The sequence below is a fragment of the Klebsiella sp. R445 genome, from assembly GCF_051131755.1.
In the GTDB taxonomy this organism is placed as follows: Bacteria; Pseudomonadota; Gammaproteobacteria; order Enterobacterales; family Enterobacteriaceae; genus Klebsiella; species Klebsiella lignicola.
Genome location: NZ_CP180446.1, coordinates 1,281,086 through 1,294,222, shown reverse-complemented (window position 1 = coordinate 1,294,222; position 13,137 = coordinate 1,281,086). Strand labels below are relative to the sequence as shown.

The following is a 13,137-nucleotide window of genomic DNA, read 5'->3' as shown; positions in this document are numbered from 1 at the left end:
CGCTATTATGGCCGCTATCACTAACCCTATTATTCCTGGCTTTAACCCAGACCCATCAATTATTCGCGTTGGCGAGGTGTATTATATGGCTACCTCGACATTCGAATGGTTTCCGGGGGTGAGCCTGTACAAATCTCTCGATCTGAAAAACTGGCAGCGGATAGCTTATCCGTTAAACCGTAGAAGCCAGCTCGACATGATTGGTAACCCGGATTCAGGCGGCGTGTATGCCCCGTGCCTGAGTTTTCAAGATGGGCGCTTTTACCTGATTTTTAGTGATGTTAAAAATGTCGCCGGGCGCTTCTGGGATGCGAACAATTACCTGGTTACCACCGACGATATCGAAGGGGAGTGGTCAGAACCTACCTACCTTCACAGCCGGGGCATTGACCCGTCACTTTTCCACCATAGCGACGGGACGAAATGGCTGGTGAGTATGGAAATGAGTCACCTGGAAGGCGGGAAGCCAGGCTTTCCTAAGTGGAACGGTATCATCATTCAGCAGTATGACGCGCAGGAAAACAGGTTGGTGGGCGAGTGCCGGAAAATCTACGCGGGAAGCGCGCTGGGGACTACCGAAGGACCGCATATATACCAACGCGAAGGCTGGTTTTATCTTCTGACTGCAGAAGGTGGCACTTTCTATAACCATGGTGTGACCATGGCTCGTTCGCGCAATCTCTTCGGGCCGTACGAAACGGATCCTATCGGCCAGATGATGACGTCCCGATACGACTGCCGTTTACCACTACAGCGCGTGGGGCATGCTGATCTGTTTGAAAATACATTCGGCGAAATGTTCATTGTGCACCTGTGCGGCAGGCCGCTGCCGACAAAAGGACGTAGCCCGATGGGGCGCGAAACAGCTATTCAACGAGTGTACTGGAATGAAGAGGGCTGGTTACGGCTTATCAATGAGAGGACAACGCCGGAAAACGTGGTTCATACCCTTTTGGAAGATCGCCCCTGGCCCGTGCTGCCGGCTAAAGATGATTTTGATGCCCCAATGCTGCCGCTGCATTATCAATCGCTGCGCATTCCGCTCAGCGAAGAAATGTGTTCGCTTGTAGAACGGAAAGGCTGGTTGCGTCTACGTGGTCGTGAATCGCTCAGTTCTCGCCATTACCAGAGCCTGCAAGCCCGGCGTCAGACGGATTTTGCCTATACCGCGCAAACCTGCGTGGATTTTTCCCCACGTTCATTCCAGCAAATGGCTGGGCTGGTCTGTTTTTATGACACGACAAACTATCTGTACCTGAATATCTCCTGCGATGAGGAAGGGCAGCGGACGGTCAACCTGATGGTCAACGATCTGAACAAATTCACTATGGTGGCCGGCGACGGCATTCGTATAGCCAGTGAAGGGGTGGTGCATCTCAAAGTACAGGTGAAGGGGGATGCGGCATGGTTTTATTATTCACTGGATGAAACTGAGTGGTTCCCCGTCGGCGGGTATGTGGAATACAGCAAACTGTCCGACGAGTACTTTAAAGAACGCAGTATCGAGCGTTTTACAGGGGCCTTTGTGGGGATGTGTTGCCAGGATTTTACTGGCCAACAAGCTTATGCGGACTTCGATTATTTCTCTTATTCGGCAGAACCATACTAATCGTTGATAGCACTGCCTGTGTTTTTTCTGTCTGCGCCATTGCGATAATGGCGCTTTTTATTTTTGTGAATAGGATCACCTACTCGAAGACACTTCTTATATTTACGAGGGCGTTTCATATACCTGGAAATAAATATGGCCGGTAAAATCAGGGATAACAAAATACGCTAATAACGGATAAAGAGTGATTATTTATGATTCAGAATCCCATATTCAAAGGTTTTAATCCTGACCCCTGTATTTGCCGCCGTGGCGATGATTATTATGTTGCCGTTTCCTCATTTGAATGGTTTCCGGGGATCCCGATTTACCATTCGCGGGATTTAAAAAACTGGCAGTTGCTGACGCATGTTTTGCAAGATGACAATGCTCCCGACTTGCGTAAACTTCCCTCCGCCAAAGGAATCTGGGCACCTTGCCTGACCTGGTGCGAGGAAGAACAAATGTTCTATGTCATCTATGGCGTGATGAACTCTATGAATGCCCGCTATTTTGATGTCGACAACTACCTGATTACCGCCAAAGAGATAACCGGCCCCTGGAGCGAGCCTGTCTATCTCCACTCCGCCGGTTTTGATGCATCAATGTTGCATGACACCGACGGGCGAAAATGGATCGTCTCTCTGGAGTGGGAAACACGCCCTGGCTACGAAAAACCCGGCGCCATTTGCCTGGTAGAGTACTCTCCGACGCAGAAAGCCATTGTCGGTTTTCCTCAGCGCATCTGGTCCGGCGGTACAGATCGGGGGTGCATCGAAGCGCCTCATCTGACGAAACGCGGGGATCACTACTATATTATGACCGCGGAGGGCGGCACCGGATACGGGCATGCCGTCGCGATGGGACGGGCGAAAAGTGTCTGGGGGCCATATGAGAGCGACCCGCAGAATCCGATTTTAACGTCGTACGCTGAAAACTTTAATGAACGGCACGATGCGAACCATCTTAAACCTCAGTACTTCAACCCTGAGACCTATCTGCAGAAAGCCGGGCACGGTAGCTACGTTGAAACCCCGCAGGGGGAAGTCTGGTTGGTACATCTGTGTAGCCGACCGTTTCGTGATGAACTGCGCTGCACGCTTGGCAGAGAAACGGCTATCCAGGAGATGTACTGGACGACGGACAACTGGCTAAGGCTCAAAGGAGGGGGCAACATAGCCCGCCATGAGGTCAACGAGCCGTCCCTGAAGCCAAATCCATTTACGCCGGATGCGCCGACGGATCATTTTGATCAGGTGCAATTGAGTAAAACGTATTACGCGCCGCGCATCGATTTTCGCCGTTTCGCTGTGCTAAACAAACGTGACAGTCATGTCACGCTACGGGGACAGGAGTCGCTAAGCTCGACCAACAAGGTAAGCCTGTTGGCGAAAAAGCTGACCTCGGTTTATTGCACGATCACCACCAAACTCGCTTTTTCCCCACAGGTGTATCAGCATAGCGCAGGTCTGGTGCTCTATTACGACAACATGAACTATCTCTACCTGCTGCAAACCTGGGATGTATCACTGGAGGAACCCGTGTTGTCGGTCATCCATATGGATAACGGACAGCGGTATGATACTGCCCAGCCTGTCCGGGCAGGTCGTGAGCCTGTTTTCCTGCAGATGCGCATTGAGGGGCGGGATATTCGGTGTTACTGGTCACTGCGCGACGGGGATTATCAGCCGATTGGAGAGCGCTACGATACGACGGCATTTTCTGATGAATATAGCCAGTATGGGGAATTTACCGGGGCATTCTTCGGGCTGGCGTGCGTAGATACCATGCTCCATCAACATGAAGCCCATTTTGATTTTTTACGCTATGAGGCTGATGAAACGCGCCTTATTGATTAATGTGTACGCGCCGACAATGCAACATAAATGAAACGGATCTTCACCTCACAGAGGTGAAGAATTCACACCTGTATATCCTGCGTGATAATGTGATCCCGGTAACTTAGCTGACGCAATAAATTTATATTTTACCCATCTGCTCATATATTTATCGTAGGTCGACGTCCTTATACTAAACGACATGATGGTGATGATATTGCAAGGAGAAGAGTGCAATGAATGACAGCGATGATATGATGCAAAAATTACTTGAGCAGGAGTCGCAATTGCAATTCTCTGCATTCAGCAACACAGACGCACTTGCTATTGGGACGATAATTACCCAACAGGCGATAATAAATAACTATCCAGTAGTTATAGATATCTGTCGCCACGGGCAGAATCTTTATTATTTCGCCAATACGGGTTCATCTCCGGATAACGAAGAGTGGGTTTCACGCAAAAAAAAACTGACCAACCGATTTGGTCATTGCTCTATGCTAATACGCCTTAAATTTAAGCATTACAACCCGGACTCCTTCCATACCAACGGTGTCACCCTTGACAGCAGCTATACGCTGAGCGGGGGATGTTTTCCCATTTATATTAAAAATACCGGCCCAATTGGCACCATCACCGTTTCCGGTTTGACAGACATTGACGATCACAACCTGGTGGTCAATGCCATCGCTCAACATCTTGACGTTAGCCAACAATAAGAGAGGAACGAGTATGGACAGTTCTGCATGCCCGGCGAGGAAAATTAAGTGGGGCATTATCGCCCCCGGCCGCATCGCTAGTACGTTTGCTAGCGATCTATTGCTTTCCGATGGCAGCGATATCGTTGCGGTAGCCTCAAGAAATAAGCAACGCGCTGATGAATTCGCCAAAACCTATTCCATTTCTGAGGTGTACGATGATTATGATTCGCTGTTACAAAAAAGCGACTGCGATATTGTCTATATTGCCTCCCCTCATGTGTTCCATAAGGAGCAGGCATTATCCTGCATCAGGGCGGGTAAGGCCGTGCTTTGCGAAAAACCGGTGACTCTATCGGCTAGCGATTTCTCGGAAATTCAACAGGCTGCGACCGAGCATCACGTTTTCTTTATGGAGGCGATGTGGACACGCTTTTTCCCTGTGATGGAACAGGTCCTTGCTGCCATTTCCGAGGGAAAAATAGGCAAGGTCACTCTGGTGCAGGCCAATTTTGGCTTTAAAGCCCGGGAGGATTTTGCTGACCGTTTATACGACCCTAACCTCGGCGGCGGCAGCCTGTTGGATACCGGTATTTATGTCCTGACACTCGCACAAATGGTCTATCAGTGCCTTCCGCAGGAGATCATGACGCAGGCGATTATGGTGCCGACAGGAGTGGACGGGACCGGTAGTTATCTGTTGCGCTATGGCGATAAACAACTGGCCATGCTCTCATCCTCAATTGTCACGAAAACTGTGAATAGCGCGATGATATATGGTGAAACAGGTTACATCACCATCAATAATTTCTGGATGCCGGATAAAGCCACCTTCACCTTTCATGACGGGCGGGAACAGGTCATCGATAATAAGAACATTGGCACTGGCTATTATTATGAAATTAAGGACATTGAGCGCTGTCTGGTAAATAACTTAAAAGAGAATCCGAAAAGAACACTCAGCGATACCCGCGATGTCCTTTTAGTCATGGACAAAATTCGTCAAACCTGGGGGCTAGTGTATCCGGGCGAATATTAAAGGATCTTTCTATGAAAATACTCAATGCACTTTTCACCCAGAAATACCGCAATGTCACCAGCACGCTTGAGATTATTGATATGGTCACTGGAGTGCGAGAAAGTATTAAGACTTTCGATTATCTGATTGAAGCCCCGGAATGGACACGCGACAGTCAGCAGATTTATTTTAATTCTCTGGGGGCCATCTATTCGCTGCATCTTATAACCGGCATAGTTTCTCGGTTAGATACCGGGTTTGCGACCAACTGCAATAACGATCACGTCATTTCCCCATGTCAGAAGAAGATTGCTATTAGCCACAATGTGCATGAGGACGGGCTGTCACGTATCTATCAACTGCCGCTTAGCGGCGGGATACCGAACTTACTGACACCCATTGGCCCCAGCTATTTGCACAGCTGGTCGCCGGACGGAAAAACGCTTGCCTACTGCGCGGAACGTAACGGCCACTATGACATTTATACTATCCCTTCAACGGGTGGGGTGGAGAACGCTCTAACCAGAGATTTTGGCCATAACGATGGGCCCGAGTTTTCACCGTGCGGTCGCTACATCTATTTTAATTCAACCCAATCCGGCCTGATGCAAATATGGCGAATGGACGCCGATGGCTCGAACCCGCAGCAACTGACCTGGGGGCAGGCGAACCACTGGTTTCCACATATCTCGCCGGATGGTAAAACGCTGGTGTGCATTGCCTATTCTGCAGCCGATGTGGCGGCACACGATCATCCGGCGAATAAACATGTCCAACTCATGCGGATGCCGACTGAGGGAGGAGAGCCTGAAGTCTTCGCCGAGCTTTTTGGCGGGCAGGGCACCATCAATGTTAATGCCTGGGCTCCGGATAGCCGTCGCCTGGCTTTTGTTTCCTACGCCTTAAAGTAGAGGGTAAATCATGCCATTGGTTAAAAAAGTCCGCACGGCTATTGTCGGGTGCGGCGTTATCAGTAGGTCTTACATCGAAAGCCTACAGGCCAAATTCTCCATTATCGAGATTGCGGGATGCTACGACCGAAACCTCGATAAATGCCAGGCCACCGCGCAGCGTTACGATATTGCTGTGCTGAGCTGGGAGCAGATTATCGACGACCCCACCATAGAAATGGTGATCAATCTTACCCCCCCACAGGCGCATTACGATGTCATCAAGGCATTGCTGAATGCAGGTAAGCATGTCTATAGCGAAAAAATTCTGACCATAGACCTGGCGCAATCTGGTGAGCTACTCGCGCTGGCGCAGGTGAACAACTGCCGTCTTGGATGTGCGCCAGATACCTTTTTGGGGGCGAGTGTACAAACAGCAAAAGCGATTGTTGATAGCGGCATGATTGGTGAGGTGACCTCCTGCCATTGCGCGCTGAATCGCGATTCGGCACTGTTTGCCGAGATCTTTCCCTTCACCAGCAAGGCGGGTGGCGGAATTGGTTTTGACGTCGGGATTTATTATGTCACTGCTCTGCTGAGCATACTGGGCCCAGTTCATGAGGTGAGTGGTTATTCGCGTACCCGCAATAAACAGCGGAAACATTATTTCCTCGACAAGTTGGGGGAGCCTTATGAAATGGCATGCGAAACGTTGTTATCTGGAACGATGCTGTTTGAAAATGACTGCGTGGGTTCGTTGCACTTTGATTCTGAGTCCATCCAGATTAAACCGGAAAGGCCAGTACTGACCCTCTATGGTACGAAGGGGGTTGTTTATATGGCAGATCCGAATAAATTTGGCGGCGATGTTAAGGTCATCCTCAAAGGTAACAGCGAACCGTTTGTAATGCAGCAAGCCCACGGTTTCAGTACGGAAAGCCGTGGCCTGGGAGCGGCGGAAATGGCATGGTCCTTACGAAAATCTGAACCACATAGAGCAAGTATGGAAATGGCTTACCATGCGTTGGAAATACTGCATAGTATTGTTGCTAGTGGTGAGAGCCGAACATTTAAAGCCATCAGCTCAACGTTTGATCTCCCTGATGCGCTGCCATCGGGTTTTCCTGGCGAAAGTTACCTTGGGGCGAGTGAAGAATCGTGTCTGGCATTCGGTATATCTGGTAATAAACAGGAATAGTATGCTCTTGGTTTGCGAGGTATCTGTCTGAGGTTTCAGTAGATATTATTCCTTGCCCAAACAATGTATCCCTTAGCCCGTCATTTTTACGCATATGAACACGGTGTACTGTCAGACTGGCAGTGCACGATCTTTTACCACCGTTTTCATAATCAGCGTTGAGGTAAGCCGCTGTACTCCCGCCAGAGCAGAAAGTTTTTCATCGTAAAGCACCTGAAAAGCCGGCAGGTCACGAGTGATAACGTAAAGCAGATAATCCGGATCGCCAAACAGGCGCTGGGCCTGAATGATTTGTGGTATCTCTTTTACTGCCTCCTCGAAAGCATTGACTGCATGCCGGTCGCCTTCCCGCAGAGTGACGAAGACTATGGCTGAAAAATTTAGCCCGAACCTGGCGGGGTCAAGATACGCCCGGTAACCGCTGATCACACCCTCATGTTCCAGAGCCTTGACCCGCCGCTGGCATGATGACAGGCTGATCCCCACTCGTTCCGCAAGGTCAGTCAGCGAAAGTCTGCCGTCCCGCTGAAGCTCTGCAAGAATATTGCAATCTGTTCTGTCCATTTGTGAATACCTCCCGTTTTTCATCGGTTATTAAGATTAAAATGAAATCACATCCCACCTGAAATGCAATATTCTTTCTCGACTTATAAATATGTCAGCCAGGTGACGGTGTCCGTATTTGCAGGCTTCAGACGCCGAAAATGCCTGGCGAACAATGGGTTTGAGGAGGATAACGTAGCATGTCACTGAATATGTTTGCCGCGTTCTGGGCTGTTTCCGTATTGTTCATTTTCACGCCAGGCGCCGACTGGGCTTATGCCATTTCAGCCGGCATCAAGGGACGCCGCGTCATACCAGCGGTTGCTGGCATGTTGAGCGGCCATCTTGTCGCTACGCTCATCGTCGCAACCGGCGTCGGTTCGGTTATTGCGGGGGCTCCGGGCGTCCTTTCCACCCTAACCGTTGCCGGGGCGGGTTATCTTCTTTGGCTTGGCATCGGCATGCTGCGCCATCCGTCGGCACCGGCGGCGGGCCAGAATGAGGATGCGGGGTCGGGGTTAAAGTGGGCGCTTAAGGGGTTCTGCATCAGCGGTCTTAATCCAAAGGTTTTTTTGCTGTTTTTAGCCCTGCTGCCACAGTTCACTGATGTCCACGCTGTCTGGCCGCTTCCGCTGCAGATGGCTGCGCTGGGGCTTGTGCATGTCGTCAGCTGCGGTGTGGTTTACCTGCTCGTGGGATACGGCTCAGGCACGGTACTGAGGACGCGACCACGCGCGGCGCTGAATATCAGCCGGATTTCCGGCGGCCTGATGATCCTCATCGCAGTACTGCTGCTGGCAGAACAGTTTATCTGAGCTCATCATGCTCACCTGCTATGACGCAACGTTTGTGCACGAACTGAGTACCGCGGGCGTTGAGATACGTCTCATCGGCGATACCCTGGGGATGATCCTGCAGGGCCGAAACAGTCAGCAAGCCGCCGTCCTGATCGAAACCGCGAAAAAGTTTGAAGAAGCTGGAGCTGCACGACATGCTTGGCCTGAGCATCACCGGCAAGACGCCAAAATTCCCGGCTCCGGAGCACTGTTACTCTGAATAATTAAAGTCATTAGCGGCTTTGGCACTCTGCTCAGCTATCTTGTATAACTGGCGTCCGCTCATTGCTCACCGTGGACTTTGAACCCATTGAACTCACAGCCAGAAGCGGACTTTTCTAACGCCGCTGATGTATTAATCTTTGGAGAGCAGTCCTTATTTATAAGATAAATTTACAGGTAAGCTGAGTTTTACAGGGGGCAATTTGGATATCGGAAATTGTTGTACGGCAAGCCTGTCTTTCGAACAGGCTTATATATAGCAATGAGGTTTACTCCCGCACAATTAACAGTTAACAGTTTTCCATCGATTTTGTCTAATCGTATAACTTATGTAAGAGCGAGAACCTAAAAGCGATAGCCACTGGCGTTAAATCAATCGCTTACGCACCACCATTGGTTAAATATTGCGCTTAACGTACAAAAATTTCCGATATCCAAACTGACCCCTAAAGGAGTTGCATGATGAAAACCATTAAGATCACTCCCCCTGACGGTCTGGAGGGTAAGTGGAACCGGATAACGGTCTGGTCCTCAATGTTACCGACGACGTCAAGCTGGATGAGGTAGCGGAAACTATACGTAGTTTGCGCCAAGATTCAGCAACCGGAACCGTTAACACCGTCGAAGCAGACAGCTATTTTGTTCTTCGCAGTGCCGAGCTTGCCGGGTGGTATGTGAAATGGCCATCTATTGAGGGCGGTGACGAAGACGATGATAATTTTGGTTATGAGCTGAGCGATGATTTTATGGTCAACTAACGAGAAAGCCCGCTTTGTAGTCAAAAAATTAAAAATTTTAACTCTACATAAATTGTTGGTAGCGGAAAATCATGTATTTTTGTATAATTTATTTTTTCAAAATATATTGATGGGGGGGAGGTAAAAAATTGAAATTTATAAAAGCTGATATACTACCTCAAGTTGGTCTTGGTAATACAGTTTATTTAATGAAAAGTAGTTGGAATGATTGGTATTATTGGGAAACTAAATACCTTCTTCTTTACAGTGATAATCAAGGGCGTTATAACACAATAGGAGAGGTGAAAATTGGCCAAGATCGAATGAAGCCAGAATCAGAGTGTGTATCGAGCGAAGAAAAAATTTCGTATTGTAAACCGATAGTTGATGATGTTTCTGAAGGATTCTCTGATGATTATTTTTCATTAGGTCAAACTGAAAACTATTATGAAACTCTAAACTTATTATCTCCCGGTGTTAAAAAGGCCATTCTCAAGGGGATGAGAGATGTTTCTTATGACTTGAATATTTATCGTAAGTTCAGAGCCCACCCTGCTATGATTCATTCTGTTCTTAGAGAAATAAGCGAAAGACATATATTTGATAGTTTGCATAATCTTGCAAAAGGGCACGAAAATAATAACGAATTCAGATTTTCATACTTATTCCCCTTTACTGACCATGAAGACAAAGAAGTTCGTTTAAGTTTTGGTGTTGTTCCGAATACAATGCCACCGAGCAATATACATGCAATAATAGGAAGAAATGGAGTTGGTAAAACAACTTTATTTTCTGGATTTATAAAAGGCGTTATAAGAAATAAGGCGCTGGAGGATAAATACGTCGGACTTCTGCAAGTGCCTAACGATATTGATGAATGGATTAGTAAACCGGAATATTTTACATCACTAACTCTTCTTTCCTATAGTCCCTTCGATAAATTTGGTCCTGTGGCCCCGAGCGAAATACCCAGCGGCTTAAAGTATGAATATATTGGTCTGATGGAACGAGTTAATGGAAAACTAATACCAAAATCGTTCGATACCTTACATAAAGATTTCTGTGAAAGTATGCGAGAATGTCTCGTAGGCGCGAGAAGAAAAAGATGGAAGGACTGTCTTATAATTTTAGAAAATGATCCTCTTTTTAAGGAAATTGGAATATCTAACCTCGCAGAGCTTATCATAGATGATACAGCTCAGGATTGGAGCGATAAGGTACGTGGATTTCTAAATAAATTTAGCTCTGGACATTTAGTAACATTAATCAGTATCACTAAGTTAATCGAAGTTACCGAAGATCGTTCTTTAACTCTTATTGATGAGCTTGAAGCTCACTTGCACCCACCTCTTATATCTGCATATATTCGTGCAATTTCACATTTGATGAGTGAAAGGAATGGTGTAGCGATTGTAGCGACACACTCACCCGTTGTACTTCAGGAGGTTCGTTCAGATTGTGCCTGGATTTTAAACAGGACGGGTAAGTATGTAAGCGCAAATAGACCACAGATTGAAACTTTCGGAGAGAATGTTGGTACCTTAACAAGGGAAGTGTTCAGTCACGAAGTAGTAAATACAGGTTTTTATAAGATGATTACTGATGCATCTGAGGCTTATAGTGATTTCGATGCGTTGAATAAGCATTTTGATGAGAAGTTAGGCGGAGAAGCAAGGGCCCTAGCTCGCTCACTGATTCGAATTAAAAAGAGTGAGAGTTAACAATGATACATTTAACTCTTCCAGCATTTGATGATCTGGATATTTTTAAAAAATGCGCAATTGCACATGAAAAAATCACATTATATGACTACAACGCGGTAATGCCATTAATAAAGGATTTGTATAATGACTATCATACTCTTCTTCAAAGTGGTGACATTGTAAAACTGCAAAGATCGAATGCTTTGGGTAAATTCAATGATGCGTTAATGAAGTCGTTATACTCTGAGCATTTGGTAGGTAGAGGTGCTATTTGTAGAGATTATTATGATAAACTGCTAGCATCTTCACCATATAAAAAATGCCCTATGTGCTCAGAAAGCATAGTGACAGCGATTGACCATCACGCCCCAAAGCAAACTTATTATGCTTTTTCTGTATTTACAAAAAATCTTGTCCCAATTTGCTCTAGGTGTAATGAAGCTAAAAAAAATACGATGCCTAACTCGCTTAAAAAGCAATTTATACATCCATATTATGACGACTTCTCGAAAGAAACATGGTTTGAAATGATATTTCTAAGTAAAGACCCAATAGAAATAGATTTCATTTGCCTACCAAATAAACAATATGATGAAAAAGTAAGGCTAAAGCTTCATAGCCATTTTACAAAGCTAAAACTGAATGAGCTTTACTCTTCCAACGCATTGGTAAAATTGGGAGATTTAAAAAATACATTCTCCAGTTTCCTGACAACTAAAGATTGGGTTTCTGTTAAAGAAGAAGTTGAACATATGTTTGAAACTGTTCATCGTAGACCAGATTCATGGGAATATGCTCTTTACAAAAAACTCTTGGCAGAAAAATGGTATATCGAAGGTGGGTTCGATAATATAGAAGAGTGAAAGTTGAGGCTCGCCGGTATAACTTATGGGTGAGTCTTCGATTAGTTAAGTACAGTAAATAGTATGATTGGGGTGGTAGGAGAGGCCGACCGGCACAAAATTAATATCATCATCTAAATCCATTGGGGCTCACTTTGCTGCTGAGTCGGACCTCTGCCGCTAAACTGAATCGCCACTGATCTTCAAGGCACTCTAATAATAGTATTTTCACGCATCACTATTGCATGCAGTCATAGTGTCCGCTCATCGCTCATAAGGGACAACCATACTCAAATCTCCCACATTGCAGGAGATTTGAGTATGAACACGTCACCGTGGAACAAAGACCGTATCATCGGCCAAAAAAGACTACTTCAGATATCTCATATCTGGGGGATCCGAATCCGGCTTGAACTGGAAGGTAAAACGCGCGATTTAGCCCTGTTCAACATGGCTTTAGACAGTAAACTTCGGGGCTGTGATCTAGTAAAACTCAAAGTATCAGATGTTGCATATGGCAGTTCTGTTTCGAGTAGAGCAACGGTGTTACAACAGAAAACCGGTAGCCTCGTCCAATTTGAGATAACCAAAGGGACAAGAGAAGCAGTTGCAGCGCTAATAAAGCTGGGCAATCTGCACAGTAAAGACTACTTATTCCAATCTAGAGTCGGTTCTTGCCAACACATTTCAACCCGGCAATACAACCGTATTTTTCATGGGTGGGTAGGAAAGCTTGGTCTCGAAAATTCGCTGTACAGCACACATTCCATGAGAAGAACAAAACCTTACCTGATCTACAAGAAAACCAAGAATCTCAGGGTGATCCAACTTCTGTTGGGTCATAAGAAACTGGAAAGCACAGTCCGTTATCTGGGCATTGAAGTCGATGATGCGTTAGAGATCCCTGAATCGATTGAAGTCTAAGATTGTCAGGGCTGCAACAGCAGCCCTGTGCCAGAAGCGGATACTCGGGCATTTAATTAATGTACCGTTTAAAATTTCATATGGAAACTAAAATGAATTC

General features: G+C 46.6%; 13 protein-coding genes. 12 read left to right on the top strand and 1 reads right to left on the bottom strand.

From position 1 onward, the window contains the following. Window positions 1-7: 7 nt before the first annotated feature. The 6 genes from ACMYSN_RS06135 to ACMYSN_RS06110 all read left to right on the top strand — a co-directional run bounded on the left by ACMYSN_RS06135 (window position 8) and on the right by ACMYSN_RS06110 (window position 7,230). Complete coding sequence (locus tag ACMYSN_RS06135; RefSeq protein ID WP_462497403.1) at window positions 8-1,609, top strand: glycoside hydrolase family 43 protein; 1,602 nt, start codon at window positions 8-10, stop codon at window positions 1,607-1,609. 194 nt (window positions 1,610-1,803) lie between these two features. Continuing rightward, window positions 1,804-3,447 (top strand): glycoside hydrolase family 43 protein, encoded by a 1,644-nt coding sequence (locus ACMYSN_RS06130; protein WP_462497402.1) that lies wholly within the window; start codon window positions 1,804-1,806, stop codon window positions 3,445-3,447. Window positions 3,448-3,662: 215 nt separating this feature from the next. Further along, a complete protein-coding gene (locus ACMYSN_RS06125; protein WP_462497401.1) occupies window positions 3,663-4,145 on the top strand; it encodes a heme-degrading domain-containing protein in 483 nt (160 codons plus the stop codon). A gap of 13 nt (window positions 4,146-4,158) precedes the next feature. Further along, window positions 4,159-5,163 (top strand): Gfo/Idh/MocA family protein, encoded by a 1,005-nt coding sequence (locus ACMYSN_RS06120; RefSeq protein WP_462497400.1) that lies wholly within the window; start codon window positions 4,159-4,161, stop codon window positions 5,161-5,163. Between the two features lie 11 nt (window positions 5,164-5,174). After that, on the top strand, window positions 5,175-6,053 hold the full coding sequence (locus ACMYSN_RS06115) for a TolB family protein (RefSeq protein ID WP_462497399.1): 879 nt from the start codon (window positions 5,175-5,177) through the stop codon (window positions 6,051-6,053). A gap of 10 nt (window positions 6,054-6,063) precedes the next feature. Further along, entirely contained in the window at window positions 6,064-7,230 is a 1,167-nt protein-coding gene (locus ACMYSN_RS06110) for a Gfo/Idh/MocA family protein (RefSeq protein ID WP_462497398.1), read from the top strand. Window positions 7,231-7,341: 111 nt separating this feature from the next. Here ACMYSN_RS06110 and ACMYSN_RS06105 read toward each other — a convergent pair whose 3' ends face one another. Continuing rightward, window positions 7,342-7,794: an Lrp/AsnC family transcriptional regulator gene (locus ACMYSN_RS06105; protein ID WP_462497397.1), complete on the bottom strand. Its 453-nt coding sequence runs from the start codon at window positions 7,792-7,794 to the stop codon at window positions 7,342-7,344. Between the two features lie 179 nt (window positions 7,795-7,973). On the opposite strand from ACMYSN_RS06105, the gene ACMYSN_RS06100 reads away from it, so the two are divergent. The 6 genes from ACMYSN_RS06100 to ACMYSN_RS06075 all read left to right on the top strand — a co-directional run bounded on the left by ACMYSN_RS06100 (window position 7,974) and on the right by ACMYSN_RS06075 (window position 13,037). Continuing rightward, window positions 7,974-8,588 carry a LysE family translocator gene (locus ACMYSN_RS06100; protein ID WP_462497396.1) on the top strand — a complete coding sequence of 205 codons (615 nt, stop codon included), beginning with the start codon at window positions 7,974-7,976 and terminating at the stop codon, window positions 8,586-8,588. Window positions 8,589-8,595: 7 nt separating this feature from the next. Beyond that, window positions 8,596-8,829: a hypothetical protein gene (locus tag ACMYSN_RS06095; protein ID WP_462497395.1), complete on the top strand. Its 234-nt coding sequence runs from the start codon at window positions 8,596-8,598 to the stop codon at window positions 8,827-8,829. A 508-nt stretch (window positions 8,830-9,337) separates the two neighbouring features. Further along, window positions 9,338-9,589, top strand: a complete 252-nt coding sequence (locus ACMYSN_RS06090; RefSeq protein WP_462497394.1) for a hypothetical protein — start codon at window positions 9,338-9,340, stop codon at window positions 9,587-9,589. 128 nt (window positions 9,590-9,717) lie between these two features. Beyond that, a complete protein-coding gene (locus tag ACMYSN_RS06085) occupies window positions 9,718-11,289 on the top strand; it encodes an AAA family ATPase (protein WP_462497393.1) in 1,572 nt (523 codons plus the stop codon). 2 nt (window positions 11,290-11,291) lie between these two features. Next, window positions 11,292-12,134 carry a hypothetical protein gene (locus ACMYSN_RS06080; protein ID WP_462497392.1) on the top strand — a complete coding sequence of 281 codons (843 nt, stop codon included), beginning with the start codon at window positions 11,292-11,294 and terminating at the stop codon, window positions 12,132-12,134. 300 nt (window positions 12,135-12,434) lie between these two features. Next, window positions 12,435-13,037, top strand: a complete 603-nt coding sequence (locus ACMYSN_RS06075; protein ID WP_462497391.1) for a site-specific integrase — start codon at window positions 12,435-12,437, stop codon at window positions 13,035-13,037. Window positions 13,038-13,137: the final 100 nt, after the last annotated feature.

Bases quoted from the DNA above. Each gene is read 5' to 3' on its own strand.
- ACMYSN_RS06135 (WP_462497403.1), top strand. From the start codon at position 8: ATGGCCGCTATCACTAACCCTATTATTCCTGGCTTTAACCCAGACCCA.
- ACMYSN_RS06130 (WP_462497402.1), top strand. From the start codon at position 1,804: ATGATTCAGAATCCCATATTCAAAGGTTTTAATCCTGACCCCTGTATT.
- ACMYSN_RS06125 (WP_462497401.1), top strand. From the start codon at position 3,663: ATGAATGACAGCGATGATATGATGCAAAAATTACTTGAGCAGGAGTCG.
- ACMYSN_RS06120 (WP_462497400.1), top strand. From the start codon at position 4,159: ATGGACAGTTCTGCATGCCCGGCGAGGAAAATTAAGTGGGGCATTATC.
- ACMYSN_RS06115 (WP_462497399.1), top strand. From the start codon at position 5,175: ATGAAAATACTCAATGCACTTTTCACCCAGAAATACCGCAATGTCACC.
- ACMYSN_RS06110 (WP_462497398.1), top strand. From the start codon at position 6,064: ATGCCATTGGTTAAAAAAGTCCGCACGGCTATTGTCGGGTGCGGCGTT.
- ACMYSN_RS06105 (WP_462497397.1), bottom strand. From the start codon at position 7,794: ATGGACAGAACAGATTGCAATATTCTTGCAGAGCTTCAGCGGGACGGC.
- ACMYSN_RS06100 (WP_462497396.1), top strand. From the start codon at position 7,974: ATGTCACTGAATATGTTTGCCGCGTTCTGGGCTGTTTCCGTATTGTTC.
- ACMYSN_RS06095 (WP_462497395.1), top strand. From the start codon at position 8,596: ATGCTCACCTGCTATGACGCAACGTTTGTGCACGAACTGAGTACCGCG.
- ACMYSN_RS06080 (WP_462497392.1), top strand. From the start codon at position 11,292: ATGATACATTTAACTCTTCCAGCATTTGATGATCTGGATATTTTTAAA.
- ACMYSN_RS06075 (WP_462497391.1), top strand. From the start codon at position 12,435: ATGAACACGTCACCGTGGAACAAAGACCGTATCATCGGCCAAAAAAGA.